Source organism: Pseudomonas sp. NPDC088414 (assembly GCF_044753325.1).
Classification (GTDB): domain Bacteria; phylum Pseudomonadota; class Gammaproteobacteria; order Pseudomonadales; family Pseudomonadaceae; genus Aquipseudomonas.
In genome coordinates this window covers 1-26529 of sequence record NZ_JBIVMY010000012.1, presented here as the reverse complement: position 1 = coordinate 26529, position 26529 = coordinate 1, and the positions used below count along the sequence as shown (strand labels likewise).

General features: G+C 60.0%; 20 protein-coding genes and 1 tRNA gene. 6 read left to right on the top strand and 15 right to left on the bottom strand.

From position 1 onward, the window contains the following. Nucleotides 1-53 precede the first annotated feature (53 nt). From ACIP8I_RS13130 to ACIP8I_RS13115, 4 genes are all read left to right on the top strand, one after another. On the top strand, nt 54-350 hold the full coding sequence (locus ACIP8I_RS13130) for a hypothetical protein (protein WP_041069983.1): 297 nt from the start codon (nt 54-56) through the stop codon (nt 348-350). A 275-nt stretch (nt 351-625) separates the two neighbouring features. After that, complete coding sequence (locus ACIP8I_RS13125; protein WP_400761589.1) at nt 626-2431, top strand: phenylacyl-CoA dehydrogenase; 1806 nt, start codon at nt 626-628, stop codon at nt 2429-2431. A 191-nt stretch (nt 2432-2622) separates the two neighbouring features. Beyond that, a complete protein-coding gene (locus ACIP8I_RS13120) occupies nt 2623-3912 on the top strand; it encodes a GGDEF domain-containing protein (RefSeq protein WP_027610695.1) in 1290 nt (429 codons plus the stop codon). A gap of 189 nt (nt 3913-4101) precedes the next feature. Beyond that, a complete protein-coding gene (locus ACIP8I_RS13115) occupies nt 4102-5880 on the top strand; it encodes an acyl-CoA dehydrogenase C-terminal domain-containing protein (RefSeq protein WP_400761587.1) in 1779 nt (592 codons plus the stop codon). Between the two features lie 227 nt (nt 5881-6107). On the opposite strand, the gene ACIP8I_RS13110 is transcribed toward ACIP8I_RS13115, so the two are convergent. Next, complete coding sequence (locus ACIP8I_RS13110; protein WP_007966519.1) at nt 6108-7037, bottom strand: LysR family transcriptional regulator; 930 nt, start codon at nt 7035-7037, stop codon at nt 6108-6110. A 169-nt stretch (nt 7038-7206) separates the two neighbouring features. Here ACIP8I_RS13110 and ACIP8I_RS13105 point away from each other — a divergent pair, with 169 nt between their 5' ends. Both ACIP8I_RS13105 and ACIP8I_RS13100 read left to right on the top strand, forming a co-directional pair. Continuing rightward, a complete protein-coding gene (locus tag ACIP8I_RS13105; RefSeq protein ID WP_400761585.1) occupies nt 7207-8490 on the top strand; it encodes an aspartate aminotransferase family protein in 1284 nt (427 codons plus the stop codon). A 196-nt stretch (nt 8491-8686) separates the two neighbouring features. Beyond that, a complete protein-coding gene (locus ACIP8I_RS13100) occupies nt 8687-8845 on the top strand; it encodes a YqaE/Pmp3 family membrane protein (protein ID WP_003228885.1) in 159 nt (52 codons plus the stop codon). A gap of 136 nt (nt 8846-8981) precedes the next feature. Here the strand turns inward: ACIP8I_RS13100 and ACIP8I_RS13095 are convergent, their stop codons facing one another. The 14 genes from ACIP8I_RS13095 to rpoD all read right to left on the bottom strand — a co-directional run. Then, the gene (locus ACIP8I_RS13095) at nt 8982-10793 is read right to left on the bottom strand and encodes a S9 family peptidase (RefSeq protein WP_400761582.1); all 1812 of its coding nucleotides are present in this window, start codon (nt 10791-10793) and stop codon (nt 8982-8984) included. Beyond that, nucleotides 10759-11931 (bottom strand): pyrroloquinoline quinone biosynthesis protein PqqE, encoded by a 1173-nt coding sequence (pqqE, locus tag ACIP8I_RS13090; RefSeq protein ID WP_400761581.1) that lies wholly within the window; start codon nt 11929-11931, stop codon nt 10759-10761. The genes ACIP8I_RS13095 and pqqE overlap by 35 nt, the downstream gene beginning before the upstream one ends. After that, nucleotides 11903-12178, bottom strand: coding sequence for a pyrroloquinoline quinone biosynthesis peptide chaperone PqqD (pqqD, locus tag ACIP8I_RS13085; RefSeq protein WP_400761578.1), 276 nt, complete (start codon nt 12176-12178; stop codon nt 11903-11905). Before pqqD ends, pqqE begins: the two co-directional genes overlap by 29 nt. Then, nucleotides 12175-12927 (bottom strand): pyrroloquinoline-quinone synthase PqqC, encoded by a 753-nt coding sequence (pqqC, locus tag ACIP8I_RS13080; RefSeq protein WP_003228879.1) that lies wholly within the window; start codon nt 12925-12927, stop codon nt 12175-12177. Before pqqC ends, pqqD begins: the two co-directional genes overlap by 4 nt. Nucleotides 12928-13061: 134 nt before the next feature. Next, a complete protein-coding gene (gene pqqB / locus ACIP8I_RS13075) occupies nt 13062-13973 on the bottom strand; it encodes a pyrroloquinoline quinone biosynthesis protein PqqB (protein ID WP_400761576.1) in 912 nt (303 codons plus the stop codon). An 81-nt stretch (nt 13974-14054) separates the two neighbouring features. After that, nucleotides 14055-14129, bottom strand: a complete 75-nt coding sequence (gene pqqA / locus ACIP8I_RS13070) for a pyrroloquinoline quinone precursor peptide PqqA (RefSeq protein ID WP_003422658.1) — start codon at nt 14127-14129, stop codon at nt 14055-14057. Between the two features lie 158 nt (nt 14130-14287). Next, entirely contained in the window at nt 14288-16705 is a 2418-nt protein-coding gene (pqqF, locus tag ACIP8I_RS13065; protein ID WP_400761575.1) for a pyrroloquinoline quinone biosynthesis protein PqqF, read from the bottom strand. A gap of 48 nt (nt 16706-16753) precedes the next feature. After that, on the bottom strand, nt 16754-17548 hold the full coding sequence (locus ACIP8I_RS13060; RefSeq protein ID WP_400761574.1) for a carbon-nitrogen hydrolase family protein: 795 nt from the start codon (nt 17546-17548) through the stop codon (nt 16754-16756). Between the two features lie 12 nt (nt 17549-17560). Further along, nucleotides 17561-19243: a flavin monoamine oxidase family protein gene (locus ACIP8I_RS13055; RefSeq protein WP_400761571.1), complete on the bottom strand. Its 1683-nt coding sequence runs from the start codon at nt 19241-19243 to the stop codon at nt 17561-17563. 206 nt (nt 19244-19449) lie between these two features. Further along, nucleotides 19450-19911 carry an Lrp/AsnC family transcriptional regulator gene (locus ACIP8I_RS13050; RefSeq protein ID WP_187680847.1) on the bottom strand — a complete coding sequence of 154 codons (462 nt, stop codon included), beginning with the start codon at nt 19909-19911 and terminating at the stop codon, nt 19450-19452. 296 nt (nt 19912-20207) lie between these two features. Beyond that, on the bottom strand, nt 20208-20774 hold the full coding sequence (locus ACIP8I_RS13045; RefSeq protein ID WP_400761570.1) for a PBECR2 nuclease fold domain-containing protein: 567 nt from the start codon (nt 20772-20774) through the stop codon (nt 20208-20210). Nucleotides 20775-20974: 200 nt separating this feature from the next. Beyond that, nucleotides 20975-21051 (bottom strand) — tRNA-Ile (locus ACIP8I_RS13040). A 15-nt stretch (nt 21052-21066) separates the two neighbouring features. Further along, nucleotides 21067-24813 (bottom strand): bifunctional diguanylate cyclase/phosphodiesterase, encoded by a 3747-nt coding sequence (locus tag ACIP8I_RS13035; RefSeq protein ID WP_400761567.1) that lies wholly within the window; start codon nt 24811-24813, stop codon nt 21067-21069. Between the two features lie 126 nt (nt 24814-24939). Next, nucleotides 24940-26529 (bottom strand): RNA polymerase sigma factor RpoD (gene rpoD, locus ACIP8I_RS13030; protein ID WP_400761565.1); only part of this gene is annotated, 1590 nt, incomplete at its 5' end.

The following is a 26529-nucleotide window of genomic DNA, read 5'->3' as shown; positions in this document are numbered from 1 at the left end:
GGCGCCTCTGCTTCAATGGCAGCCATTGATCCTTCCCAAGGATGAGAACTCCCATGGAAATCACCGGTAACACAGCTTTTTATGCGGGTTTGAGTACCATTCAGACCGGGCAGAATCGTGTTGATCAGGCGGCCAGCCAGATCGCCAACAACACCATCGAGCGTTCGGTCACCAGCCAGTCTTCCGAGGCGCAGGTCGATCGTCTGCGCGGTATCGACCGCAGTCAGCAAATGGATCCGGGCAGCGCGATGGCCGAGATGGCCCAAGGCAAGTTTCAGGTGGAGCTGGGCACCAAGGTCGCCAAGGCTTCCGATGAAATGCTCGGGACGATCATCGATACGTTTGCCTGATTTTCGTGTCTCCTGCCTGCTGAACGCCGCGCCTCGTCGCGGCGTTTTTCGTTGTAAGTCCTTCTCCCTCAACTAATCTTTTTTCATTGCCCGTGGCGCTTTGCAGTCCATGGCGGTTTGCCGTGTCCGGCATTTGAAAAAAGTCATGACGAACGGCAAAAGATCGATGCTTGACAAGATTTCGGCGTAAACGTATGTTTCAAACAACTGTTTGACCGTCATAACAAATCAACACGGTCGTTCATTCCCGGTTACATCAGCAGAGGTTTATCGCTATGCCTGACTACAAGGCCCCCTTGCGTGATATTCGCTTCGTTCGTGACGAACTGCTCGGTTACGAAGCGCACTATCAGAGCCTTCCAGCTTGCTCCGAAGCAACGCCGGACATGGTTGACGCCATTCTCGAAGAAGGCGCCAAGTTTTGTGAGCAGGTACTGGCACCGCTGAACCGAGTGGGCGACCTCGAAGGCTGCACCTGGAGCGAGTCCGGCGTGAAAACCCCAACTGGCTTCAAAGAAGCCTACAAGCAATTCGTCGAAGGCGGCTGGCCAAGCCTGGCCCATGACGTCGAGCACGGCGGTCAAGGCCTGCCTGAGTCGCTGGGTCTGGCTGTGAGCGAAATGGTCGGCGAAGCCAACTGGTCGTGGGGCATGTACCCGGGACTGTCGCACGGCGCGATGAACACCATTTCCGAGCACGGCACCCCTGAGCAGCAAGAAGCCTATCTGACCAAACTGGTCTCCGGCGAGTGGACCGGCACCATGTGCCTGACCGAACCGCACTGCGGCACCGACCTGGGCATGCTGCGCACCAAGGCCGAACCTCAGGCCGACGGTTCCTACAAGGTTTCCGGCACCAAGATCTTCATCTCGGCCGGTGAACACGACATGGCCGACAACATCGTCCACATCGTACTGGCCCGCCTGCCGGACGCTCCGGCTGGCACCAAAGGCATTTCCCTGTTCATCGTTCCAAAATTCCTGCCGAACGCCGATGGCACCATCGGTGCGCGCAACGCAGTGAGCTGTGGTTCGCTGGAACACAAGATGGGCATCCACGGCAACGCCACTTGCGTGATGAACTTCGACGGTGCCACCGGTTTCCTGATCGGCCCGGCGAATAAAGGTCTGAACTGCATGTTCACCTTCATGAACACCGCACGTCTGGGTACTGCGCTGCAAGGTCTGGCCCACGCCGAGATCGGCTTCCAGGGTGGCCTGAAATACGCTCGCGACCGTCTGCAAATGCGCTCCCTGACTGGCCCGAAAGCGCCGGATAAAGCTGCTGATCCAATCATCGTGCACCCTGACGTACGCCGCATGCTGTTGACCATGAAAGCATTCGCCGAAGGCAACCGTGCGATGGTGTACTTCACCGCCAAACAGGTCGACATCGTCAAATACGGCGTCGACGAAGAAGAGAAGAAGAAAGCCGACGCACTGCTGGCCTTCATGACGCCGATCGCCAAAGCGTTCATGACCGAAGTCGGTTTCGAATCCGCCAACCACGGCGTGCAGATCTACGGCGGCCACGGCTTCATCGCCGAGTGGGGCATGGAGCAGAACGTTCGCGACAGCCGCATCTCGATGCTGTACGAAGGCACCACCGGTATTCAGGCACTCGACCTGCTGGGCCGCAAAGTGCTGATGACTCAAGGCGAGGCCCTGAAAGGCTTCACCAAGATCGTCCACAAGTTCTGCCAGAACAACGAAGGCAACGAAGCCGTCAAAGAGTTCGTTGCACCGCTGGCTGCACTGAACAAGGAATGGGGCGAGCTGACCATGAAGGTCGGTATGGCGGCCATGAAAGATCGCGAAGAAGTCGGCGCGGCCTCCGTGGATTACCTGATGTACTCCGGTTACGCCTGCCTGGCCTACTTCTGGGCTGACATGGCGCGTCTGGCAGCGGAAAAACTGGCCGCCGGCACCAGCGACGAGGCGTTCTACACCGCCAAGCTGCAAACCGCGCGCTTCTACTTCCAGCGCATCCTGCCACGTACCCGTACCCACGTGGCCACCATGCTGTCGGGCGCCAACAACCTGATGGACATGAAAGAAGAAGACTTCGCACTGGGCTACTAAGCCTTAACGTGGTCTGACGAAAACCGCTGCTCCCTTGGGGGCAGCGGTTTTTTGTTTCCGAATCGCTCAGAAACCCGGGTTTTCTGCCGTTAAAGAGACTGCGTGTGATCTGGATCACATTGTGTGTGCTTAACTGGCCACATTGCAGGCACAATGCCATCTCTTTGATATGACGGGTCGGAGCTTTACCCTTGCCGCGTTCTTCCGCTGTACGTTTCAGTCATTTTCTACCTTCACTGCTGTTGTTGCTCGCGGGGTTGGCGGCTGCGTACGTCAAAGACCTCAACGTGTTCTTCACTTCGCTATTCAATGTGCTGCCGACTCTGGTGCTGCTGTTGGGCGGCGCCTACTGTGCGGTTTACCGACGTCAGCGCGAGCTGTTTCTGATGCTCACGGTGTACATCGCCTACTTCTTGCTCGACACCCAGACCGACTACTACCGCGACAACGGCAAAGTCCGCGAGGACGCCGCCGTGGTGTTCCACCTTGTTTGTCTGCTGTTGCCGCTGCTGTTCGGGCTGTTCGCCGCGTGGCAGGAACGCACGCATCTGTTCCAGGACATGGTGGCGCGGTTCGCCGTGTTGCTGGCCTTCGGCAGTGTCGCCCTCGGCCTTGAACAGAGTTATCCCCAGGCGTTATTGATGTGGCTCTCGGAAATCCGCTGGCCGGCGCTGCACGGCGCCTGGATGAGTTTGATCCAGATGTCTTATCCGGTGTTCCTCTCCGCGTTCCTGCTGCTGGCCTGGCAGTACTGGCGCAACCCTCGGCCGTTGCATGCGGCGCAACTGGTCGGCCTGCTCGGGGTGTTCTGGATGCTGCCGAAAACCTTCATCCTGCCGTTCACCCTGAACATCATGTGCAGTCAGGTGATGCTGATGATTGCCGCTGCCGTGGCGCATGAGGCCTATCAAATGGCCTTTCGCGATGAACTCACCGGTCTGCCGGGGCGTCGTGCGCTCAATGAACGGATGCAGCGCCTGGGGCGCAACTATGTGCTGGCGATGAGCGACGTCGATCACTTCAAGAAATTCAACGACACCCACGGTCATGACGTCGGTGACCAAGTACTGCGACTGGTCGCCAGCAAGCTGTCGAAAATCAGCGGCGGCGGTAGGGCGTATCGTTATGGTGGTGAGGAATTCGCCCTGGTATTTGCGGGCAAAACCCTCGAGGAATGTATGCCGCACCTGGAAGTGATCCGCGAGTCGATTGCCTCCTACAACATTCAGTTGCGCAATCAGGAGAACCGCCCGCAGGACGATCAGCAAGGGCGCCAGCGACGTAGCGGCAGTGGTGCTTCCAGTGTTTCGGTCACGGTCAGTATTGGCGTTGCCGAGCGCGTCGAGCAACGCACCCCGGAAGAAGTCCTCAAGTCCGCCGACCAGGCGTTGTACAGCGCCAAGGGCGCCGGGCGTAACTGCGTCATGGCGTTCGGACAGAACCGTCGCGGCGCGGTGCGGATGGACAGCGCCGCTGGCTGAATCAAGCCACGCTTCATCACTCAAAAGCCCGCTGATTGCGGGCTTTGTTTTATCGCTGAATGCCGATGACCAAAAATAACAAATCAGTCACCGGTTGACCCTATGTGTCGCAAAAGTTGTTGAGGTACACTCGGCCTCAACGAAAACACTCTTCCACGAATCACCTGTTTAGATCTTGCGAGGTTTGCTATGGCTGACTACAAAGCGCCGCTGCGCGATATGCGCTTCGTCCTCAATGAAGTATTCGAAGTCGCCAAACTCTGGGCCGAACTGCCGGCGTTGGCCGAGACTGTCGACGCAGAAACCGTAGAAGCCATTCTCGAAGAAGCCGGCAAGGTCACCAGCAAAAGCATCGCCCCCCTGAGCCGCGCAGCCGATGAAGAAGGCTGCCACTGGAAGGACGGTGCCGTCAGCACCCCGGCCGGTTTCCCACAGGCCTATCAGACTTACGCCGAAGGTGGCTGGGTCGGCGTCGGTGGCGATCCGGCCTACGGCGGCATGGGCATGCCCAAGGCTGTTTCGGCTCAAGTAGAAGAGATGGTCAACTCCGCCAGCCTGTCGTTCGGCCTGTACCCGATGCTGACCGCCGGCGCCTGCCTGTCGATCAACGCCCACGCCAGCGAAGAGCTGAGGGCCGCCTACCTGCCGAACATGTACGCCGGCATTTGGGCCGGTTCGATGTGCCTGACCGAGCCGCACGCCGGCACCGACCTGGGCATTATCCGCACCAAGGCCGAACCGCAGGCCGACGGTTCCTACAAGGTCAGCGGCACCAAGATTTTCATCACCGGCGGTGAGCACGACCTGACCGAGAACATCATTCACCTGGTGCTGGCGAAACTGCCGGACGCACCGGCTGGCCCGAAAGGCATTTCGCTGTTTCTGGTGCCGAAGTTCATGGTCAATGCCGATGGCAGCCTGGGCGCGCGCAATCCGGCCAACTGCGGTTCGATCGAACACAAGATGGGCATCCAGGCGTCCGCGACCTGTGTGATGAACTTCGATGAAGCTGTGGGCTATCTGGTCGGGGAGCCGAACAAGGGCCTGGCGGCGATGTTCACCATGATGAACTACGAGCGTCTGGGCGTCGGCATTCAAGGCCTGGCCAGCGGCGAGCGTTCCTATCAGAACGCTATCGAATATGCGCGCGATCGTCTGCAAAGCCGTTCGCCGACCGGCGCGCAGAACAAGGACAAGGTTGCTGACCCGATCATCGTCCACCCCGACGTGCGTCGCATGCTGCTGACCATGAAAGCCTCGAACGAGGGCGGTCGCGCCTTCTCCACTTACGTGGCGATGCAACTCGACACCGCCAAGTTCAGCGAAGACGCGACCACCCGCAAGCGCGCAGAAGATCTGGTCGCGCTGCTGACCCCGGTGGCCAAGGCATTCCTCACCGACCTGGGCCTGGAAACCACCGTCCACGGCCAGCAGATTTTCGGCGGCCACGGCTACATCCGCGAGTGGGGCCAGGAGCAGCTGGTGCGTGACGTGCGCATCACCCAGATCTACGAAGGCACCAACGGCATTCAGGCGCTGGATCTGGTCGGGCGCAAGATCGTCGGCAGCGGTGGCGCGTTCTACAAGCTGTTCGCAGACGAGATCCGCCACTTCACCGCGACCGCCGGCGCTGAGCTGGGCGAATTCACCAAGCCGCTGAACGATGCCGTCAGCATCCTCGACGAGCTGACGGCGTGGCTGCTGGATCGGGCGAAAACCAATCCGAACGAAATCGGCGCAGCCTCGGTCGAATATTTGCAAGCGTTCGGCTACACCGCTTATGCCTACATGTGGGCACTGATGGCGAAAGCCGCGCTGGGCAAAGAAGCGCAGGACGATTTCTACGCCAGCAAGCTGGGCACCGCACGCTTCTATTTCGCCCGACTGCTGCCGCGTATCCACTCGTTGAGCGCGTCGGTGAAGGCCGGCAGCGAGTCGCTGTTCCTGCTGAATGCTGAGCAGTTCTGATGATGTAACGTCATGTAAGCATTCTCTTACATGACGTGCTGCTGTTCTCCCATAGGCGTGGATTGGATCCACAGCTAATCTACAACTCATGGACGTCGCGCAGGAAGCGCAAAGCAACAACACGGACACGTAGGATTCTGCCAGGATGGCGGAGTGAAATGGATGTCAGGGAAACAGTCTGCAAAGCCCCGCTTCGGCGGGGTTTTCTTTTGCCTGCAGGAAAGTTTTCAGGCCAGCGGATCCAGTGGCGGCGTGGCTTTAAGCAGTTTGTCCTCACGCTGAATCACTTCTTCCAGCAATGTGCGCAGCAACGCCAAAGACGCCTGTTGACGCTGCACGTCGCGGCATACCAGTCCAACCTTCAGCGGCACCCGTGGTTCGCTCAACGGCTTCCACAGCAGATCCTGCTCGTCGTATTCCCTCTGTGAGCGCCCGGGCAGCACCGTCGCCAGTCTGGTGTGCGGCAGACTGTCGAGAATCCCCAGCATATTGTTCAGCTCGGCCTGCACCTGCGGGCGCCGACCCAGGCTTGTGAGCTGCGCCTGCCAGATCTGCCGGATCTGAAACTCTTCGCCCAGCAGCAACATCGGCAATTCCGCAGCCTGGCGCATCGAGACTTTCTTGAATTCACGCAGCGGATGATCCGCCGGGATGACCAGCGTCAGCTCATCTTCATACAGCATCACGCCATGCAGCCCCGGTTGGCGCGGCGGCAGGTAGCTGATGCCGATGTCCAGCGAGCCGTTGAGCAAACGGCGCTCGATCTCCAGGCCCGTCAGTTCATAGATCTGCACCACAAGATGCGGCTGCGCCTTGCGCACCCGTTCGAGCATTTGCGGCACGAGGCTGGTGTGCACGGTTTGCAGTACGCCGATCGCCAGCGTGCGCAAGGCCTGCCCCTTGAAGTTGCCCAGCGCTTCCCGCGCACGCTGCAAACCGTCGAGCAGTGGCAGGGCGTGGTTGTACAGCGTGTGCGCGGCGAGGGTCGGCAACAGGCGCTTGCTGCTGCGCTCGAACAGCGTGACGTCGAGGTTCTGTTCGAGCTGGCGAATCTGCTGCGACAGCGCCGGTTGCGAGATCGACAGGCGTTCGGCAGCGCGGCCGACATGGCCCTCTTCGTAGACCGCGACGAAATAACGCAGTTGTTTGAAATCCATAAGTAATGCTTATCGAAAATGCTGGTAAATCGAAATGGCCCGAAGCCGTCAGTGAGCCTAGTCTAACCGCAATCACAAGGCTTACAGGGCCAGAGAGCGCGATGAATAGCGTTTGCTTCGACAGTGTTTGCATAGGCAGTTCAAAAAACCTCAAACGAGGTTTTTTTCAATGAATCTGTTCAGTTTGCGGCGCCAGGCGCCGAGTCTTGATGACCTCGCTTTCGAGGCGGGGCTACCTCAAGCAGGCGATAGCCTGAATGCCGAGCGACTGATGCCCAGTGTCGAACGGCCGCAGCAGGTGTTCGTGCGCGGCCAGGGCTCCTGGTTGTGGGACAGCAATGACCGCGCCTACCTCGACTTTTCCCAGGCCGGCGGCGCCAACAGCCTCGGCCATAGCCCCTCGGCACTGGTCAAAGCCATCGCCAGCCAGGCTCAGGCGTTGATCAATCCCGGGTTCAATCTGCACAACCGCGGCATGCTCAGCCTTGCCGAACGCCTGTGCGCCAGCACCACCAGCGATCAGGCTTACCTGCTCAACAGCGGCAGCGAGGCCTGCGAGGCAGCGATCAAACTCGCGCGCAAGTGGGGCCAGCTGCATCGTGGCGGCGCCTCGCGGATCATTGTTGCCAGACAAGGCTGTCACGGCCGTAGTCTGGCGACGATTTCCGCGTCGGACAGCTGCAACCTGCACAACCGTTTCGCGCCGTTGCTGCCGGGTTTCGATATGGTGCCGTTCAACGATTTGCCGGCGCTGCATGCGGCTGTCGATGCGCAAACCGTGGCGATCATGCTCGAGCCGATCCAGAGCGATGCCGGGGTGATTCCGGCCACCGAGCATTACCTCAAGGGTGTCGAGCGCCTGTGCCGCGAGTTGGGCATTTTGCTGATCCTCGACGAAGTGCAGACCGGCATCGGCCGCTGCGGCACTTTGCTCGCCGAACAGTCCTACGGCGTGCGCGCCGATATCGTCGTGCTCGGCAAAGGCCTCGGCGGCGGTGTTCCTCTGGCGGCGTTATTGGCCCGTGGCAAGGCCTGCTGTTTTGACGCCGGTGAACTGGGCGGCACTCATCACGGCAATGCGCTGATGACAGCGGCCGGTCTGGTGGTGCTTGATAGCGTGCAGGATCGGGTATTTCTCGAGCAGGTCAAAGACCTCGGCCAGCACCTGCGCGAAGGTCTAGCACGATTGGCACACCGCTACGGGCATGGCGAACTGCGTGGTCAAGGCCTGTTCTGGGGACTGAGCCTGTCAGAGAATTCCGCTGATGCCATAGTCAATGCCGCTTTGCACGAAGGCCTGCTGCTCAACGCGCCGCAAACCAACTGCCTGCGTTTCACTCCGGCACTCAGCGTCAGCAAGGCCAACATCGACGAAATGCTCCTGCGCCTGGCCCGCGCCTTCTCGCGAGTGCGCACCGCGCAACTGCAATGCCGCAAAGGGATTGCCGTCTGAGTTGAAGTTTCCTGCCCGATTTGAAGAACCGTCTCGCGGTATAACGCACGCCTCACGCCTGATTCTTTTGGCGTGGGGCGTTTTTTTGTGCCCCATGGTGGCGATCAAATGGCGTTTGCACTGAACCCTGACGAACGGCGCAGGTCGATTAGCTTGTATGGCTCACGTGAGCCAACCCCCATTCAGGAGCTGACTCATGGACTTTATTCGTATCATCATCGCCATTCTGTTGCCGCCACTGGGTGTGTTTCTGCAGGTCGGGTTCGGCGGGGCGTTCTGGCTGAATATTCTGCTGACGCTGTGCGGTTATATCCCGGGGATCGTGCATGCGGTGTACATCATCGCCAAGCGCTGAGTATTGCCGAGTCAGATAAAAAGCCATCGCGAGCAGGCTCACTCCTACAGGAGATTTGTGTTGTGAACACGGTCAACTGTAGGAGTGAGCCTGCTCGCGATAGGGGCACCGCTATTATGGAATGTAAATGCGATGCTCAGTCCGCCAACCCCATCACCCGCCGATAAAACTTCCATTCCTGCTCCAGCGCATGCGCCTGATTCACCGCCCGGCGAAAGCCATGGCGCTCCTCGGCGTAGTAATGCGCCTCGACCGGGATGCCGTTTTGCTCCAGCGCCGCGACCATGTCGCGGGTCTGTTGCGGCACCACCACCGCATCCAGCTCACCCTGAAAGAAAATCACCGGCACCCGGATGTTGCTCGCATGCAGTAGCGGCGTGCGGGCGGCGTAGCGCTCGGCGTCCTGCTCAGGATCACCGATCAGCCAGTCCAGATAATCACCTTCAAACTTGTGGGTTGCCCGGGCCAGTGCCACCGGGTCGCTGACGCCGTACAAACTGGCGCCCGCGCGGAATACCTGCTGAAACGCCAACGCGCATAACGTGGTGTAACCCCCGGCGCTGCCTCCGCGAATAAATGCCCGCTCGCCATCGATCAGACCTTGCTCAGCCAGATACGCCACCACCGCGCAGGCGTCCTCGACATCCACCTCGCCCCAACTCAGATGCAGCGCCTGACGGTATTCGCGGCCATAACCACTGCTTCCGCGATAGTTGAGGTCGGCGACAGCGAAGCCACGTTGCGTCCAGTACTGGATGCGCGGGTCGAGCATCGGGTAGCAGGCCGAGGTCGGACCGCCGTGGATGAACACCACCAGTGGTGGCTTGGCTTCGTCGTTCATCGCCGGATAAAAGAAGCCGTGAGCCTCTCCGCTGCCGCTCGGGTAGCGCAAGGTCTGCGGACGGCTGATGCGCTCCGCCGGAAGAGGTGCAACACCACCGGCCAGCACTTGCACCGAGCGGGTCGTGCGATCGATGGCGATGACCGCCGAGGGGCTGATCGGCGAAGCGGCGATGCAATAGATAAATTGCTGATCCAGCGCCAGATGGCGGAAGCGGCTGTAGTCGCCGGTAAAGTCTTCGCCGTCTAGCGCCAGGCGACCAAAACCGCCCTCGGTCCAGCTTGCCAGAAATGAATCGTCCACCGGCAACCAGGTGCAGCCACCCATTTGCCACGGGGCGGGCGCATGATCGGCCTCGGCGCAGGGCAGTCGCTGCAAACCGCCGGACGTTTCGCCCCATGGCTGCCAGAAGCCGCCGCGATCGGTCAGGCACAACAAACGTCCTTTAGCGTCGAACCGCGGTTGCTGGATCGACTCTTCAAGGTCAGCCCCCGCCACGCAATGCGGTGCGCCGAAGCCACCCTCAGCCAGACGCTCGGCAACCATCAATCGGGTGGATGTCCACGGCTGGTGCGGCCGACTCCACTCGATCCAGGCCAGTCGCGAACCGTCCGGGCTGATCACCGGTGCTGCATAAAAATCCGCACCTTCAGCCAGCAAATGCCGGGTGCCGTCGGCCAGATCAATCGCTACCAGCCGATGCTGGTCGCGCAGTTCCTCGACCGCCAGCACTTGGCCGAAAGCAAAGTGCAGATCGCCATAACGACACTCACCAGCAGTCAGCGCTTGGGGCGCGCCATCCAGCGCCTGCCGATACAACTGCTGATCCGCCTCATTGACGAAAACCACCCCGTCCGGCGTCAGACAAAACGCGCCACCGCCGTATTCGTACACCCGGCTGCGCACACTGAAGCCATTCGGCGTCAGACATTTCGCCACGCCGTCTCGCCAGTGCCAGATCCGGCACGCGGCATCTTCCGGGCGATATTCATTCCAGAACAAGCCGTGGGCACCGAGTTGCAGTTCGGCGAAATCCATGCCGGCGGCGACAGCCTGGGCGGCGCTGAAAGGCTCAGCCCTTGGCGATGAGGCGTGAGTTTCGTTCATTACGGAAGGCCAGTTGTTCGATGGTCTGGTTGGCGGTCTCGGCTTCTTCGCGGGCCTTGAGAATCACGCCGTGATGGTCGGACTTGCTGCACACCGGGTCGGCATTGCTTGCGTCCCCCGTGAGCATGAACGCCTGACAGCGGCAGCCGCCGAAGTCCTGTTCCTTCTCGTCGCAGGAGCGGCACGGCTCGGGCATCCAGTCGTAACCGCGAAAGCGGTTGAAGCCGAACGAGTCGTACCAGATGTGCTGCATGCTGTGGTCGCGCACGTTGGGAAATTGTACCGGCAGCTGTCGGGCACCATGGCAGGGCAGGGCAGTGCCGTCCGGAGTCACCGTCAGAAAGATACTGCCCCAGCCGTTCATGCAGGCTTTCGGACGTTCTTCGTAGTAATCCGGGGTGACGAATATCAGCTTGCACGGATGCCCTTCGGCTTCCAGTTTGGCGCGGTATTCGTTGGTGATGCGTTCGGCGCGCACCAGTTGTTCCTTGGTCGGCAACAGGCCGACACGGTTGAGCTGCGCCCAGCCGTAGAACTGGCAGGTGGCAAGTTCGACGAAGTCCGCTTCGAGCGCAATGCACAGCTCAATGATGCAGTCGATCTTGTCGATGTTGTGCCGATGGGTGACGAAGTTCAGCACCATCGGATAACCGTGAGCCTTCACCGCGCGGGCCATTTCCAGTTTCTGCGCGAAAGCCTTTTTCGAGCCGGCGAGCAGGTTGTTCACTTGCTCGTCACTGGCCTGAAAACTGATCTGGATGTGATCGAGACCAGCCTTCTTGAAGTCACTGATCTTCTGCTCGGTCAGGCCGATGCCGGAGGTGATCAGGTTGGTGTAGAAACCCAGCTGCCGCGCCTCACGAATCAGCTCCGCGAGGTCCTGACGCACCAACGGTTCGCCACCGGAGAAACCCAGTTGCGCCGCGCCCATCTCCCGCGCCTCGCGGAACACCTTGATCCACTGCTCGGTGCTCAGCTCTTTGCCCTGCTCGGCGAAATCCAGCGGATTGGAGCAGTACGGGCATTGCAGCGGGCAGCGGTAGGTCAGCTCGGCGAGCAGCCACAGCGGCAGGCCGACTTCAGGTTTCGGCGGTACTTGCACCGATGCTTCAGGCAAGTTCGATCCAGTGCTGCGCACGGGCAACCTCCATGAATTGCTCGATGTCGTCACCGAGCTCAGGCACGCCGGGGAACTGCTCGTCGAGTTTGGCGATGATCGCCCCGACATCGCGTTCACCGTCGATCAAACCGCCGATCAGCGCGGCGCTGTCGTTGAGTTTGATCATGCCCTCGGGGTAGAGCAGCACGTGACCTTTTTGCGCCGGTTCGTACTGGAAACGATAGCCGGGACGCCAGGTCGGGATCTTGCTGCGATCAAAACTCATAGGGTGATTCCTTTGTGCCAGACCCGCTGCTCGGTGACGCTGTGATACGGCGGGCGGTTGAGTTCGTAAGCCATGCTCATGGCATCGAGCATGCTCCAAAGAATGTCCAGTTTGAACTGGAGAATTTCCAGCATGCGCTCCTGACCCTCACGGGTCTTGTAGTGCTCGAGCGTAATCGCCAGACCATGCTCGACATCGCGCCGCGCCTGTCCGAGGCGGGTGCGGAAATATTCGTAACCGGCCGGGTCGATCCACGGGTAATGCTGCGGCCAACTGTCGAGGCGCGACTGGTGGATCTGCGGCGCGAACAGTTCGGTCAACGAGCTGCTGGCGGCTTCCTGCCAACTGGCGCGGCGGGCGAAGTTGACGTAGGCATCGACGGCGAAACGCACGCCGGGCAGCACCAGTTCCTGGGAGCGCAGTTGATCCGGATCGAGGCCGACCGCCTGACCGAGGCGCAGCCACGCCTCAATCCCGCCGTCTTCACCGGGGGCGCCGTCGTGGTCGAGCAGGCGTTGAATCCACTCGCGACGAATCTCGCGATCGGGGCAGTTGGCGAGGATCGCCGCGTCTTTCAGGGGGATGTTCACCTGATAGTAGAAGCGATTGGCGACCCAGCCCTGAATCTGCTCGCGGGTGGCACGGCCTTCGTACATCGCCACGTGGTAGGGGTGGTAGATGTGGTAGTAGGCGCCTTTGGCGCGCAGGGCCGCTTCGAATTCGGTGGGGGACAGCGGGGTGTCGGTCATTGCGGTTCTCCGGGGAACAACCGTTAAAATCTTGGGTGTCTGGTCGGACGTCATCGCTGGCAAGCCAGCTCCCACAGTTTTTGTGTACGCCACAGAACCCTGTGGGAGCTGGCTTGCCAGCGATGGGGCGTGCGCTACAGCACAATACTCATGCCATCAAACGCCACTTCAACATTACGCCGCGCCAGCTCCGCGCGCTCCGGCGAATCCTCATCGAGAATCGGGTTGGTGTTGTTGATGTGGATAAGCACCTTGCGCTGCTCGGGAAGCTGCTCCAGCACTTCGAGCATGCCGCCGGGGCCGTTCTGCGCCAAGTGGCCCATCTCGCGGCCGGTGCGGGTGCCGACGCCACGGCGCTGCATTTCATCGTCCTCCCACAGCGTGCCGTCCACCAGCAGGCAGTCGCTGCCGGCCATGATTTCCAGCAGCGGCGCGTCGACCTTGCCCAGCCCCGGCGCGTAGAACAGTTTGCCGCCCGTGTTGAGGTCTTCGACGATCAGGCCGATGTTGTCGCCCGGGTGCGGGTCGAAACGGTGCGGCGAATACGGTGGCGCGGCGCTGCGCAACGGCAGCGGGGTGAAGCGCAGGTTCGGGCAAGACGCCACGGTGAAACTCTGGTCGAGCTCGATCCGGTTCCAGTTCAGTCCGCCGTTCCAGTGGATCAGCATCTTGAACAGCGGGAAACCGGTGCTCAAATCTTCGTGAACCATGTCCGTGCACCAGACCTGATGCGGGCAGCCTTCGCGCAGGCTGAGCAGGCCGGTGGTGTGGTCGATCTGGCTGTCCATCAGGATGATCGCGCTGATGCCGGTGTCGCGCAGGGCTCGGCCCGGTTGCATCGGGGCGAAGCTCTGCAGTTGCGCGCGGATGTCCGGCGAAGCGTTGCACAGCACCCAGTTCACACCGTCATCGGAAATCGCGATGGACGATTGGGTGCGGGCCTTGGCATTCAGGCTGCCGTCGCGAAAGCCTGCGCAATTGACGCAGTTGCAGTTCCACTGCGGAAATCCGCCACCGGCGGCCGAACCCAGAATCTGGACGAACATGAACGCTCCCATCTTTCAACGCTGAAAATAAAACGCCCCGGCGAGCCGAGGCGTTGCACTGCAAGTCTGCGTAGGCAGAACTCAGCGGCTGGCGAAGTACATGGTGACTTCGAAGCCGATACGCAGGTCGGTGTAAGCCGGTTTTGTCCAGGACATAAGGTGACTCCTCATTGGGTGGGTGGGATAGCGCTGTCCATAGTTATAGTCCACGGCAGCGCAGGGATGTTCCAAATAGTTAGGCTGCTATGTTACTCAAAATTTCAACGGTATTGCCCGTGAATCTTTGAGAAAGCTCCTTGCAGCCTGGGTAATGATCATTTTGTCGCTTGCCAGGGTGCGCCGGGTGACGATTCGCTGGCCAGGCAGCGCCAGCCGCCCTCGGCGTTGAGCAAGCGCTGCGCTGCCGCCAGCAATGTTGAGCGTTCCAATTGGCCGATGGCCGTGTGCAGTTGCGCCAGATAATCCGACGAGTGGCCGGCGAGCTTGGCCTGCCACAGCAGCTCGGCGGCGTCTTTGCCGGACAGATGACTCTCACCGAACTGATCTGCGAGTGACTGGCGTTGCTGGGTGAAGCGCTCTTCATCGAGGTTTTCGATCAGCGCAGGAATGCCCTTGAGGAATTGCTGGATATGGCCGAGCAGCTCAACTGGCGCAGTATTTGGCGACTGCACACCGAACAGCAATCCACTCTGGCCATGCATCTGCCGCAAGGCGCTGAACACCGCATAACCCAATTGCAATTCGACCCGCAGGCGCTGATAGAACGGGGTCTGGCACAGTTGCGCGAGCAGTCGCCAAGCGGCCTCATCGGCAATCTCGTGGCTAGCGGTCGGGCAGAACAGCAGCAAGGCGTGTTCGCTGGACGCGGTGTCGATGTGGCTCCACAGGTGTTGCTTGGTGATCGTGGGCCCTGCCGGCAATTGATTGTCCGGGATACCGGGGATGCGGCTCAGGGCCAGGCCCAAGGCCGATTGCGTCTGTGCGCTGAGGCCCAGGGCCAGTCCGTCCCAGCGTGAAGTTGTCCACAGCCCTTTTGCATCGTCCGATTCGATGGCCGGTGTCAGGCAATGCTCAGGCAATGCCTTGAGCAACTGACGGATCGGAATCAACGGTGCTTTTGGCTCTGTGCGCGGGGAATCGGCGTCAACCTGCGTCAGACATTTCAGCGCATGCTCCAGGACACCGGGCATCGGTTCCTGTAGCCCGGTGAGTCTCAGCAGCCATTGCGTGCCGCTGACATCGAGCGACAGCTCGACGCCGGCCTGCCGCGCATCTTCTCGAGTTTCCCGCAGGCTGCGTTGCAGCTTGCCCTGCAGGTCGGTGCTGGCAGCCGCTTCCGTCTGCCAACGCAGGTAAATCGCGCCGTGATCACTGTTATCCGGCAGCGCCTGACTGAATTGCATCGGTGAGCGCTCACGTCGCCCCCGCGAGCGATCTTGAGCGAACGTCCGCAAACCACGATGGGCGCTGGTCTGGCCGCGAATCAGGCCGGCGTTGGCCAGCGGTTCGCTGGAGCGCAGGAAAGGGTTGGCGGCCGGCAGGTGCCAATGGTCGCTGAAGTTATCCACAGCACCGATGTCGCGCAGGACCTGTTTGAGCGCAACAACGCCGTTTTCCGACAGACCGTTTTCCCGTTGTTCACTGTCGAGCCGCGCCAGTTGCAAGGCGCCGCTGATTTGCTGCTGACGCTCAAGCAGCCTGGTGTATTCCTCGCGCAACGCTGCCCAGTCCTGTTGCGCGGCGAAGAAGCTCAACCAGTCCAGAAACTGTTCACGAATGGCGCTGAGGGATTCGGCGGGGGCGGTGAATCGCAGATGCAGCAGCGCTTGCCCGGCGAACTGATACAGCGGCACGGCTTTCAAACCGTCCGCGAGGCGTTGTTGTTGCAGATGGGCGAACAGCCCGCCGGGCTTGGTACTGTTCAGCCAATGGCAGAGAAACGCCAGCGCTTCGGCGGACAATTCGGGCAGTGCTTCGAAAGCGAACAGCAGATTGCTGCTTCGCTCGCCGACCTGTTGATAACTTTTTACCGTCAACGGCTGGAGCGCTGGCGGCTCCACTTTATCCCCAATCGGCAGCGCTGCAGCGAATTGGTTTGCCATTGCGCGCAGCTCTTCAATGCTCTGCGGCCCGACCAGGCTTAGCGTCATTTGCCCGGTGCGATAAAACTGCCGGTGGAATTCCTTCAGCGCCTGTTGAAACGCTGGTAACTCAACCTTCAGGCTATCGCGGTTCCCCGCATGAAACCCGCGTAGCGGATGCGTGGCGGGCAACCCTTCGTACAACGCCAGTTCCTGCTGAGCTGTGGGATCTTCCGACCACGCGACAAACTCTGCGTCCAGCACTTCCCGTTCGCGCAACTGATCGTCCGGATTCATACGCGGCTGGGCGAGCATGTCTGACAGACGCTCAAGCCCGGCACTGAAAGCGGCGGTCGGCAATTCAAAGAAGAAGTCTGTCGTGCGCTCCCGGGTGCTGGCATTCACCTGCCCACCGTGACTCTGCACGTAGGCCATCAGCGCCTGGCTGGCGGGAAAGCGCTCGGTGCCGAGAAACAGCAAATGCTCAAGAAAATGTGCCAGCCCCGGCCACTCGAGTGGCACGTCATGGCTACCGGCAGCCACCCGCAACGCAGCGGCACTGCGCTTCAGGCCGGGCACCTGACGCAGGGTCACGCGCAAGCCGTTTGGCAGGGTTTCAGTGTGGGGGCGGGGGTGAGTCGGCGCAGGCATGGGCACTTCCAGAACAGTGAAGTGCCAATGCTAGCGGATTGCGTGGGGTCAGCGCTTGTTCAACGCGTGGTAAAGCTCGGGACGGCGGTCACTGAGGTAGCGATTGGCGGCGCGGGAATCGGCCATCAACTGGCGATCCAGTTCACCGACGATCAACGCTTCATCCAGACCGGCCTGGGCGATACGGCTGCCGTCCGGCGCGGCGATGCTGCTTTGTCCGCAATAGTGAATCTCGCCTTCATGCCCGCAGTAGTTGGCGTACGCCACGTAACACTGGTTTTCGAAGGCGCGGGAACGCACGGTGACGTCAGCGACGAAATCGAACGGAATCATGTTTGCCGTCGGCACCAGAATCAGCTCGGCACCGGCCAGCGCCAGACGTCGCGCGTTCTCGGGAAACTCCAGGTCGTAGCAGATCAGGAAACCGAGCTTCCAGCCATTGAGCTCAACCACCGGAAACGCATCCTCGCCGGGGCTGAACATCGAACGATCCAGGTCGCCGAACAGATGGGTCTTGCGGTAATTGCACAGGCGCTCGCCGTGCGCGTCGATCAACTGCACGGCGTTGTAGATCTGCCCGTCGGCAGTGCGCTCCGGATAACCATAGACAATCGCCAGCCCGGCGGCTTTGGCGATTCGACCGATCTGCTGCGCCCATTCACCGTTGTAGACCTCGGCCAGCGTACTGACTGCCTCAGCGCCGATGTTGTAGCCGGTCAGAAACATTTCCGGCAGCACCAGCAGGTCGGCACCCTTGGCCTCCATCGCCAGTTGCTGCAGACGATGCAGGTTGGCGGCGGGTTCCAGGGGCAGCGGTGGACATTGGTAAAGGGCTACACGCATCGGGGACTCCTCTTACTCAGGCAGGGCGACAGGGCCGATGTCTTTGAACACATCACCCGGGCCGGGGTTCTCTTTATGTGTCGATCCGCCGAAGTGCTTCATGATCCCCCACACTGCGTTGAGCGAAGTCTGCACCGCGCCCTCGACCCACGCCGGGGTCCACGATACGTCGTCACCGGCGATGAAAATCCCGCGTTGCTCGGCTGGCATGTCGTCCTGCATGAAGTGCGCGTACATGCGCTGGTTGTAGCGATAGTGGCCGGGCAGGGCGCCTTTGAATGCGCCGAGGAAGTACGGGTCGGCTTCCCACGACACGGTGATCGGATCGCCGATGATCCGCGCGGCGATATCGACTTTCGGGTAGATCTTCTTCAGCGCGTTCAACGCCAGCTCTACGCGTTTTTCCACCGGGTGCGGCAGCATCTTCAGCGCGTCGCTCATCCACGAGTACGACAGACAGATCACCCCCGGCTTATCGTCCCCGTTGTCGAACAGATAGGTGCCGCGAGTCAGGCGATCGGTGAGGGTCATGCTCATCAGGTCGCGGCCGGTTTCCGGGTCCTTGTCCTTCCAGAACGGCCGGTCGACCATCACGAAGGTTTTCGACGACTGCATGTAGCGCGTGCGGTCCAGCGCCATCCACATCTTCTGCGAGAACAGGGTTTCGTCGCATTCGATCTGCGTGGTCAGCAGCCAGCTCTGGCAAGTGGTCAGCACGGCGGCGTATTCGCGGGTGTCGCCGTTGTTGTCGGTGACGGCAAAGCGGCCATCCGGCGCGTGGGCGATTTTTTTCACGCCCGAGCGCGGTGCGCCACGGTGCAGGGATTTCAGGCTGGTGCCTTGCGGCCAGTGCACGCAGCGCTCCGGTACATGGCGCCAGATGCCTTGCGGCACTTGCTCCACACCGCCAACCACCAGGTGCTGGTGATCGTCGCAGTTGGTCATCACCACGCGGAAGATTTCCAGCATCGAGTTGGGGAAGTCCGAGTCCCAGCCGCCCGTACCGAAACCGACCTGACCGAACACTTCGCGGTGATGGAACGACAGTTTGGCGAAGGCCTTGGACGTGGCAACGAAGTCGTAGAAGGTGCGGTCGTCCCACAGTGGCACGAGCTTGTTCCACAGCTCCTTGAGGCGCGGCACATCGCGGTCGCGGATGGCTTGCTGGATATCGGCGAACTGCGAGCCGGCCTCCAGCGCATCCGCCCAGGCGTCAGCCACTTCCTGGAACAGTGCAGGAAGATCCTTCAGGCTTTGTGCGTAATGGGTTTTGCCTTCCAGATCGATCACGGTGCTGCCGGAGGCCGGTGTCAGCGGATTCGGGAACGGTTTGGTCTCAAGGCCAAGCTTGTCGACGTAGTGGTAGAACGCCGTGGAGGACACCGGGAAACGCATGCCGCCCAGTTCCGCGACGATGCCGTCGGTGCCGTTGAACGCTTGTGAACGCAGGCGGCCACCCAGTTTCGAGGCCTCGTACACCACCGGTTTCAAGCCGAGCTTCATCAGTTCGTAAGCGGCCACCAGGCCCGCGATACCGGCGCCGACAATCGCCACTTCAGCGCCATGGTAGTGTTCAGGAATACTGCCGAGGCCGGCCGGGTGTTCGATCCAGTCGTCGAAAGCAAACGGAAAGTCCGGGCCGAAAATGGTGACGGGTTTCTTACCGTCTGCAGGATGGCGATTGTTCTTGTTCATGGCTGACCTTGCTGGCGACCCGACGCAGGATGCGCGTCTGAGTATAGGAAAAGATGCCAGCCATTCTAGGGAGCGTAGAACACGTTAATAAGACGCAAAGTGTCGTCGTTTTGCCGGTTATCTGATCAATATGACGATTAATGACTGCACTCCGACCAAATGTAGGAGCGAGCCTGCTCGCGAAGAGGTCCTTGCAGCCAACAAATTCAGACCGGCTGCCCCCGATCAATCTTGCTGCTCAAAATGATCGAGGTTGTCGTCTTCTCCACCCCATCCACGCTGCCAATCTGATCCAGCAACTGATCCAGCTGTTCCGGTGAGTCGGTACGCAACCACGCCACATAATCAAACTCACCACTCACTGCACACAACTGCTGCACCTGCGCCATGGCGCTCAACCGACGCAGCACTTCCTTGCCGGAGCGCGGCTGCACCTTGATCCCGACATACGCTTGCAACCCGCCATCGACCACGCGCTGCCCCAGACGCACGCCATAACCGGTGATCACCTTGGCCTTTTCCAGCCGCGCCAGGCGTGAGGTGACGGTGGTACGCGCGATGCCCAGTTGCCGGGCTAGCATGGCCACGCTTTCGCGGGCGTTGATCTGCAGGGCGGCGATCAACTGGCGGTCGATTTCGTCGAGAGCGGGTGGGCGGATGTCTGGCAAGGGTTGGGCTCCGTGACTGTCGAGGGCGGATGAGTTTGCATGTTACAGGCACCATTAGCGACACGCTGCTGGCGATGACTGAGCATGCCACTTATGCGTGGAGGCAATCGTTGCGCCAAAACAAACATCAAATATTTGGTTTGACTTGCCGGGTCTATTTATCAAGAATGCCAACAAGAGCGCGAAATCTGCTGCCTTGCAGGGCTTTAGCGGACGTAGGTACCTCAGCGATGCTGCAACATCGGTGTAAGGTGAGACCTCTTCATCCCATTTCCTGAGGATGCAAATATCAGGATTCAAATATCAAGGGCAGCCAACTGGCTGCCCTTTTCTTTGTCTTCAAGAATGTACCGTTTGTACAAAAGATCGCCTTGGCGGTGCTTGTTCATTGCTCTTGACGGAGCGTGCATGAAATTCCAGAGGACGTGCCCGTTACGCACATCGACTACGACGAGCATGTCGTTTTTTGCTTCATAGGCGTTGATGAATGCTAATCGGAAACCGCCATTATCGTAGAGGACTTTCCATACTTCGAAAGGTCCCGCCAGCGTATCGATGGCATGTCGAGCATAGCGTTCTCGGGAGTCGGGACGTTTCTCGACGATGTGGGCCAGTTTGTCTCTCATGACTGCAACGTTTCCAATAGGCGTGAGGATAGTAACGGCCAGTACGGAATCGTCGACGAACCCAAAGTGATTCAGAAGGATTTTGAGAGCGCCTTCGGCGTCGTCAGCCCTTTTTACTTCTTCGATTGCGGCTGACCGAATTTCTCTTGGCAATGTTCTTAGATCTGGCAGAGCAAGGTCGATCCAGGTTGGTTGGTCGGCTGCTTCCTTTATCAGTGGCGCAGCATTCACAAGCATAAAAACAATCCTGGACGGGCAGTGGCGTCCGGAGATTACTTGTCTGGGGAAACAGTCAACAAGGCGCGGGGAGGGGAGAAAAAACAGCTTCGGAACATTCCTACAGCCTTCTGGACGTCTTCCGAACATTGCGCTCGCAAAGATTGTCCCCTCAACCGATCGCCCAAGAAAAAGCCGCGCAATTGCGCGGCTTTCAAATGTGGTGGGCCCACACGGACTTGAACCGTGGACCAAAGGATTATGAGTCCTCTGCTCTAACCAACTGAGCTATAGGCCCTCAGTAGGTCGCGGATTATAGCGACGGTTTGGCGGCTGTGCTATCCGAATAATCCGATACGGTTACACGAAGAAACGTTGCGGCGAATTCTTCCGGGGGCAGCGGCAGGCTGACGATGTAGCCCTGAATCTGTTCGCAGCCTTCGGCGGCGAGGAATTGTTGCTGGGCCTGGGTTTCCACACCTTCGGCGATCACGGTGAATTGCATGCTCCGGCCCAGAGCGATGATCGCGCGCACAATAGCCGCGTCGTGCGGGTCATCGGGCAATCCACGGACAAATGACTGGTCGATCTTGAGGATGTCCAGCGGCAGGCGTTTCAGGTAACTGAGCGAGGAATAACCCGTGCCGAAGTCATCGATCGCCAGCTGCACGCCCAGGTGCTTGAGCTGATGCAGCACCGCCAAGGCTTCTTCGGCCTGGCTCATGATGAAGTTTTCGGTAATCTCCAGTTGCAACAAATCCGGCATCAGGCAGTTGTCCCTGAGCAGTTGCTCGATGCGGCCAAGCAGATTCGGCTGGCGCAGTTGCGCGCCGGCGAGGTTGACCGAGAGCGGTCCGAGGCTGTCGTAGATCTGGCTCCATTCGAACATCTGCCGGCAGGCGGTTTCGAGCACCCAGTCACCGATCTGCAGAATCATGCCGTTCTCTTCGGCCAGTGGGATGAAGTGTTCTGGCGGCACTTCGCCAAAGGTCGGGTGACGCCAGCGAATCAGCGCTTCGGCGCCGACCAGGCGATGGTCGTCGAGGCTGATTTTCGGTTGGTAGTAGAGGAACAACTCCTCGCGCTCGATGGCCCGGCGCAGTTCGTGCTCCAGTGCCACACGTTCGCTGGCCTGGGCGGTGAGGTCGCGGGTGTAGCTTTCGACGCGGTTGCGGCCTTTGGCCTTGGAGCGGTACATCGCCGCGTCGGCGTTTTTCACCAGCGTGGCGACGTCGCAGCCGTCGCGGGGATACAGACTGGTGCCGATGCTGGCGCTGATGAAAAACTCGTGCTCACCGGCCTGAAACGGTGCGCCAAAGCAGTTGAGCAGTTTGAATGCGATGTTGTCGGCATCGCTGGCTTGTTGCAGACCCGGCAGCAGAATAATGAACTCATCACCGCCCAATCGTGCGACGGTGTCGATGTCGCGCAACTGCTCCTTCAGGCGTACAGCAATGCCCTTGAGCAGCAGGTCGCCGACCGGGTGCCCGAGGCTGTCGTTGATGTGTTTGAAGCGGTCGAGATCGAGAAACAGCACGGCGCCCTGACCGCCGTTTTCCTGCTGACTGTTCAGCGCGGTGAGCAGGCGACTTTCAAACAGGGTGCGATTCGGCAGACCGGTGAGCGGGTCGTGGTGCGCCTGATAATCGAGCTTGGCTTGCGCGTGTTTGAGGCTGGAGATATCGGCAAACACCGCAACAAAATGGGTGATGAACTTGTCGCGATTACGTACGGCGCTGATGGTCAGCCAGCTGGGGTACAACTCGCCGTTCTTGCGCCGGTTGGAAATCTCTCCCTGCCAGTGTCCTTCGGCGGTCAACTGGTGCCACATCGCCGCATAAAAAGCGCTGTCGTGCAGCCCCGACGCGAGCAGGCGCGGGGTATGGCCGAGGGCTTCGCTTTCGCTGTAGCCGGTGATTTCGCTGAACGCGCGGTTGACCGCGCTGATGTGCTGTTGGGTGTCGGTGATCAACACGCCTTCGGCGGTGCTTTCAAATACGGTGGCGGCCTGTTGCAGTTTTTCCTGCATCAGGTGGCGCTCGGTGATGTCCCGGGCAATGGTCAACATGCAGTCTTCTTCGCCGATCGGCAGCGGACGGCTGGACACTTCGCACAGACGGATTTGCCCGTCACTGCGGCGGATATGGCAGGTGAAATCGCGTACGAAGCCGTCGCGGTGCAGCAAGTCGAGCATCTGCTTGCGTTCGTTGAGGTTGACCCAGATCCCCAGGTCCAGCGCGGAACGATCCACCGACATCGCGCTGTTGAACCCGGTGATGCGGCTGAAACCCTCGTTGACTTCCAGCAGCAGGCCATCGCTCTGGCGCGACAGCAAGAGGCCATCCGGCGAGGCATGAAAGGCCTTGGCGAACTTCTCTTCGGAGGTTTGCAGTTGTTGCTGGGTTTCCTTGAGCTGGGTGATGTCGCGTACCACGACAACCAGCGCCGGGGTGGTGTCGAGATCGAACGGTTCGGCGGAAATCAGACCCGTGAACACCTGGCCGTTGTTGCGGCGAAAGGGCATCTCCAGGTTGCGAATACTGCCGGCCTGCAAGCGTTGCAAGAGCCCCGGCCCGACCCCGGGAATGCCCCAGATGTTGAGTTCGGTGGCGGTCTGGCCGACGACTTCTTCGGCTTTCAGGCCGATCTGTTCCTCAAAGGCTTCGTTGACCTCCAGCAGGCAGCCGTCGGACAGTCGCGCGATTACCAGGATATCCGGGCATTGCTGGAACACCGAGGCGAACTTCTGTTCCGACAGTCGAAGTGCTTCTTCAGTGCGCTTGGTTTCGCTGATGTCGATCATCAGCCCGCGCATCACGGGCTCATGGCCATGTTCAATCAGACTGACAATGTCACGCACCCACAGGCAGCGCCCGTCAGCGGTGATCACTCGATAGTCGAGAGCGTGGTCGCGCCCATCGCGCACCGCTTCATCGCAAATGGCCTGGGCGCGGGTCAGGTCGGCGGGGTGGATGATGTTGCGCCAGAACCCCGGAATCAGCCAGTGCGCCTGTGGATAACCAAGCAGGTCTTCGGCATGGGGCGACACATAGCTGTAAGTGAAGTCGCTCATGCGCGCTTCCCAGGCAATGGCCGACAGGCTCTCCACCAGCCCGCGGTAGTGGTATTCGCTGCTGCGCAATTCCTGTTCAAGGTCGACGCGGCGGGCGATTTCCGAGCTCAAGCGACGATTGATGCGAATGACCACCGCCAGGATGATCACCAGCAGTAACAGACCCGGCAGACCGTAGATCAGCAGGTCCGACCAGAATGTCCGATGGTCCAGAACATTGCCGACCCAGTGCTCCTGAATGCTGCTGATTTCCTCGGGACTCATGTCCGCCAGGACTTTGTCGAGAATGCCCACTAGCATTTTGTTATCGCGGGGTACGCCCATGGCCAACTGATAGCGATACGGGGTTTCGCCGCTCACGTATAAACCGTCGAGCTTGAGCTGGCGCAGGCTCCAGACGCTGGAGGCTAGATCACCAACCACGGCATCGACCTCATCGGTCGCCAGCGCTTGCAGGGCCGAGCTGACATTGGGCATGGCCACCAGGTTCAGGTCTGGATGCTGAGTGCGCAGCAACTCATGCGGGGCATAGTTCTCCACGACAGCGATCTTCAGGCCATACAGATCGTCCAGCTTGCGCGGTTGCGCGCCGCCGATGTGGGCAAGGATCACGATCGGGAAATCGAGGTAGGGGCGGGTAAACGACAGATAGTTCTGGCGCTCCGGCGTGGACATGATCCCCGGCAGCAGGTCGATCCTGCCGGTTTTCACCTGGGCCAGCACTTCGGTCCAGCTCGAAGGTTCGATCGGGGTGAGTTTGATCGCCAGGCGCTGGCGAATCACGTCGATGTAATCAGCGGCCAGCCCCTGATAGCGATTCTGTTCATCGCGGAACTCGAACGGCGGCCACGACGCATCGACACCCAGGCGCAAGTCGGGGTGAGCCGCGAGCCAGCTACGTTCTTCATCGGTCAGAGTCAGCGCGTTAGCCGTTGCGGTCCAGATCATCAGTGACAGCAAGAAAAGCACGGGCGCCAGTCTGGGCATAACCGTCTCGTTAGGGCACGGGATTCATTGCTTCGAGTGTAGACGGGGTATGCAGGGGAGGGGCTGCGCAAGGAATTTAATCTGCCACATAAACAAAACCCCCGGCCTGGGCCGGGGGTTCTGGTATCACTCGTCGAGGAAGGAGCGCAGATGCTCGCTTCGCGTCGGGTGGCGCAGCTTGCGCAGCGCCTTGGCTTCGATCTGACGGATCCGCTCACGCGTTACGTCAAACTGTTTGCCCACTTCTTCGAGTGTGTGGTCGGTGTTCATGTCGATACCGAAACGCATGCGCAGTACCTTGGCTTCACGGGCAGTGAGGCCGGACAACACTTCGCGAGTCGCTTCTTTCAGGCTCTCAACGGTCGCAACATCGATTGGCGACTGCATGGTCGAGTCTTCGATGAAGTCGCCCAGATGGGAGTCTTCGTCATCACCGATCGGGGTTTCCATGGAGATCGGCTCTTTAGCGATCTTCAATACCTTGCGGATCTTGTCCTCAGGCATTTCCATGCGTTCGCCCAGCTCTTCCGGGGTCGGTTCGCGACCCATTTCCTGCAGCATCTGGCGGGAAATGCGGTTGAGCTTGTTGATCGTCTCGATCATGTGCACCGGAATACGGATGGTGCGGGCCTGGTCGGCGATCGAGCGAGTGATCGCCTGACGGATCCACCAGGTGGCATAAGTCGAGAACTTGTAACCACGACGGTATTCGAACTTGTCCACCGCTTTCATCAGACCGATGTTGCCTTCCTGGATCAGATCGAGGAATTGCAGGCCGCGGTTGGTGTACTTCTTGGCGATCGAGATCACCAGACGCAAGTTGGCTTCAACCATCTCTTTCTTCGCGCGGCGGGCCTTGGCCTCACCGATCGACATGCGACGGTTGATGTCCTTGATTTCAGCGATGGTCAGGCCGGTCTCGGTTTCCAGCGCAATCAGTTTCTGCTGGCAACGGATGATGTCCGGCTGTACGCGACCAATGGCTTCGGCGTATTTGCTCTTGCCTTTGGCCAGGGCGTCGGACCAGCTTTCGTCGACTTCGTTGCCCGGGAACTGACGCAGGAAATCGGCGCGTGGCATACGTGCATCACGTACACACAGTTGCATGATCGCGCGCTCTTGCTGACGCAGACGATCCAGGGCACTGCGAACACGCTCGACCAGGGCTTCGAATTGCTTCGGCACCAGCTTGATCGGCATGAACAGCTCGGCCAGGGCCAGCAACTCGGCAATCGCTGCCTTGTTGTGACGACCGTGCTTTTTCAGGGCCTTGCGGGTGATTTCCATCTGATCGGACACAGCGCCGAAACGCTGGGCAGCGATGACCGGATCCGGACCGCTTTCGGCTTCTTCTTCGTCATCCGAAGCTTCTGCGTCATCGTCGTCGGTATCGTCGTCAGCCTTGGCGGCTTTCGCGTCGATCGGCGGTGGCACTTCGGCGGCCGGCGGCGCAATGCCGTCGTCCGGGTCGATGTAACCGCTCAGAACGTCGGACAGGCGACCACCTTCGGTGGTGACGCGAGTGTACTCGGAGAGAATGTGGTCAACCGTGCCAGGGAAGTGCGCAATAGCGCTCATCACTTCACGGATGCCCTCTTCTATACGTTTGGCGATTTCTATTTCGCCTTCACGAGTCAGAAGCTCGACCGTACCCATTTCACGCATGTACATGCGCACCGGGTCAGTGGTGCGACCGATATCGGTCTCCACCGATGC

Excerpts from the sequence above, each read along its gene's own strand:
- pqqC (WP_003228879.1), bottom strand. The coding sequence starts at position 12,927 with ATGACCGACACCCCGCTGTCCCCCACCGAATTCGAAGCGGCCCTGCGC.
- ACIP8I_RS13060 (WP_400761574.1), bottom strand. The coding sequence starts at position 17,548 with ATGCGTGTAGCCCTTTACCAATGTCCACCGCTGCCCCTGGAACCCGCC.
- pqqD (WP_400761578.1), bottom strand. The coding sequence starts at position 12,178 with ATGAGTTTTGATCGCAGCAAGATCCCGACCTGGCGTCCCGGCTATCGT.
- pqqB (WP_400761576.1), bottom strand. The coding sequence starts at position 13,973 with ATGTTCGTCCAGATTCTGGGTTCGGCCGCCGGTGGCGGATTTCCGCAG.
- ACIP8I_RS13105 (WP_400761585.1), top strand. The coding sequence starts at position 7,207 with ATGAATCTGTTCAGTTTGCGGCGCCAGGCGCCGAGTCTTGATGACCTC.
- ACIP8I_RS13095 (WP_400761582.1), bottom strand. The coding sequence starts at position 10,793 with ATGAACGAAACTCACGCCTCATCGCCAAGGGCTGAGCCTTTCAGCGCC.
- ACIP8I_RS13125 (WP_400761589.1), top strand. The coding sequence starts at position 626 with ATGCCTGACTACAAGGCCCCCTTGCGTGATATTCGCTTCGTTCGTGAC.
- ACIP8I_RS13045 (WP_400761570.1), bottom strand. The coding sequence starts at position 20,774 with ATGCTTGTGAATGCTGCGCCACTGATAAAGGAAGCAGCCGACCAACCA.
- ACIP8I_RS13055 (WP_400761571.1), bottom strand. The coding sequence starts at position 19,243 with ATGAACAAGAACAATCGCCATCCTGCAGACGGTAAGAAACCCGTCACC.
- ACIP8I_RS13115 (WP_400761587.1), top strand. The coding sequence starts at position 4,102 with ATGGCTGACTACAAAGCGCCGCTGCGCGATATGCGCTTCGTCCTCAAT.
- ACIP8I_RS13110 (WP_007966519.1), bottom strand. The coding sequence starts at position 7,037 with ATGGATTTCAAACAACTGCGTTATTTCGTCGCGGTCTACGAAGAGGGC.
- ACIP8I_RS13100 (WP_003228885.1), top strand. The coding sequence starts at position 8,687 with ATGGACTTTATTCGTATCATCATCGCCATTCTGTTGCCGCCACTGGGT.
- pqqF (WP_400761575.1), bottom strand. The coding sequence starts at position 16,705 with ATGCCTGCGCCGACTCACCCCCGCCCCCACACTGAAACCCTGCCAAAC.
- ACIP8I_RS13035 (WP_400761567.1), bottom strand. The coding sequence starts at position 24,813 with ATGCCCAGACTGGCGCCCGTGCTTTTCTTGCTGTCACTGATGATCTGG.
- ACIP8I_RS13130 (WP_041069983.1), top strand. The coding sequence starts at position 54 with ATGGAAATCACCGGTAACACAGCTTTTTATGCGGGTTTGAGTACCATT.